Annotated in this window: 2 protein-coding genes; one reads left to right on the top strand and one right to left on the bottom strand. The window is 58.1% G+C overall.

Annotated features, from left to right (window positions below; translation table 11 throughout):
* Positions 1 to 53: 53 nt before the first annotated feature.
* A complete protein-coding gene (locus tag D8U18_RS18900; protein WP_131108163.1) occupies positions 54 to 1,712 on the top strand; it encodes a cation acetate symporter in 1,659 nt (552 codons plus the stop codon).
* A gap of 426 nt (positions 1,713 to 2,138) precedes the next feature.
* Here D8U18_RS18900 and D8U18_RS18895 read toward each other — a convergent pair.
* Positions 2,139 to 2,338 (bottom strand): citrate/2-methylcitrate synthase (locus D8U18_RS18895; RefSeq protein WP_277752479.1); only part of this gene is annotated, 200 nt, incomplete at its 5' end.

Below are 2,338 nucleotides of genomic sequence, written 5' to 3'. Positions count from 1 at the left end.
GCCAACGGCGAGTTCGACGACCTGAACAATGCGATTCTCAAGGAGGCTCAGCAATGATCCGGCGTCTAATGGCTCTTTTGAGCATCGCAGCGTTCGCACCTGGCGCCTGGGCGGCTGACGCCCTGACCGGCGCCGTTCAGAAACAACCGCTCAACGTGTCGGCGATCGTGATGTTCGTCGCCTTCGTCGGTGCCACCCTGTGCATCACCTACTGGGCATCCAAGAAAAACAACTCGGCCTCCGACTACTATGCGGCGGGTGGCAAGATCACCGGTTTTCAGAACGGTCTGGCGATTGCCGGCGACTACATGTCGGCGGCATCCTTCCTGGGTATTTCCGCGCTGGTGTTCACCTCCGGCTACGATGGCCTGATCTACTCGATCGGCTTCCTGGTGGGCTGGCCAATCATTCTGTTCCTGATCGCCGAGCGCCTGCGTAACCTGGGTAAATACACCTTTGCCGACGTGGCGTCCTATCGCCTGGGCCAAACCCAGATCCGCTCGCTGTCCGCTTGCGGATCGTTGGTGGTGGTAGCGTTTTACCTGATCGCGCAAATGGTCGGTGCCGGCAAGCTGATCCAGCTGTTGTTCGGTCTGGACTATCACATCGCGGTGATTCTGGTCGGTGTGCTGATGTGCATGTACGTGCTGTTCGGCGGCATGCTGGCGACCACCTGGGTGCAGATCATCAAGGCTGTGCTGTTGCTGTCCGGTGCCTCGTTCATGGCGCTGATGGTGATGAAGCACGTAGGCTTTGACTTCAACACATTGTTCTCCGAAGCGATCAAGGTTCACGCCAAGGGCGAAGCGATCATGAGCCCGGGCGGTCTGGTCAAGGACCCGATTTCGGCCTTCTCGCTGGGTCTGGCGCTGATGTTCGGTACCGCTGGCCTGCCACACATTCTGATGCGCTTCTTCACCGTGAGTGACGCAAAAGAAGCTCGCAAGAGCGTGCTGTATGCAACCGGCTTCATTGGCTACTTCTACATCCTGACCTTCATCATCGGCTTCGGCGCGATCCTGCTGGTCAGCACCAACCCGGCCTTCAAAGATGCGGCTGGCGCACTGTTGGGCGGTAACAACATGGCGGCGGTGCACCTGGCCAACGCGGTGGGCGGCAGTATCTTCCTGGGCTTCATCTCGGCGGTAGCGTTCGCGACCATTCTGGCAGTAGTTGCCGGTCTGACCCTGGCCGGTGCTTCGGCGGTGTCCCACGACCTGTATGCCAGCGTGATCAAGAAAGGCAAGGCCAACGAGAAGGATGAAATCCGCGTCTCGAAAATCACCACCATCGCTCTGGCAGTGCTGGCGATTGCTCTGGGTATCCTGTTCGAAAGCCAGAACATCGCGTTCATGGTTGGTCTGGCGTTCTCCATCGCGGCGAGCTGCAACTTCCCGGTCCTGCTGCTTTCCATGTACTGGAAAAAGCTGACGACTCGCGGTGCGATGATCGGTGGCTGGCTGGGTCTGGTCAGTGCTGTTGGCCTGATGGTGCTTGGCCCGACCATCTGGGTGCAGATCCTGCATCACGAGAAGGCGATCTTCCCGTATGAGTACCCAGCGCTGTTCTCGATGATCATTGCCTTCGTCGGCATCTGGTTCTTCTCGATCACCGACAAGTCGGCGGCGGCTGACAACGAGCGGGCGCTGTTCTTCCCGCAATTCGTTCGCTCGCAGACTGGTCTTGGGGCGAGCGGGGCGGTTTCACACTAAGGCTTGATGCTTTTATATAAGTAACGCAGTAATGAAGGATGCCCCGGTCGAGAGACTGGGGCATTTTTTATTGGGCGGTTATCGAACCGAATCTGCGGGATTTGCACGATTTACTGTAGGAGCGAGCCTGCTCGCGAGAAACGTCCAGGCAACACGGAGGCATTCAGGCAACCCGCGTTAGCGTTTACGTCAATCGCGAGCAGGCTCGCTCCTGCAGGGGCATGGTGGTTGGTTGTCAGGACGCCATCGCTGGCAAGCCAGCTCCCACAGGGACTGCGGTTTAGCGGGAGAAATGTGTACGTCTGCAATCGGGGCGGGCACCAGTTCGCCTCGATGTTTGAACGATGAGGCTCACTAACAAAAACGGCCCCTATATAAATAGAGGCCGTTTCCGGTACAGCTCAACTCGCTACAGCAAGACAGATCTTACTTGCGGTCTTCCAGCTTGGTGATGTCACGCGACTCGTAGCCGGTGTACAACTGGCGTGGACGGCCGATCTTGTACGGGCTGGAGAGCATTTCCTTCCAGTGGGAGATCCAGCCAACGGTCCGCGCCAGGGCGAAGATCACGGTGAACATGCTGGTTGGAATGCCGATCGCCTTGAGGATGATCCCCGAGTAGAAGT

This window comes from Pseudomonas sp. Sample_10 (genome assembly GCF_004321495.1).
Lineage (GTDB): Bacteria > Pseudomonadota > Gammaproteobacteria > Pseudomonadales > Pseudomonadaceae > Aquipseudomonas.
This window is presented reverse-complemented; position numbering and strand designations above follow the sequence as displayed.

Coding starts and splice junctions, on each gene's coding strand:
- D8U18_RS18900 (WP_131108163.1), top strand. CDS start 54: ATGATCCGGCGTCTAATGGCTCTTTTGAGCATCGCAGCGTTCGCACCT.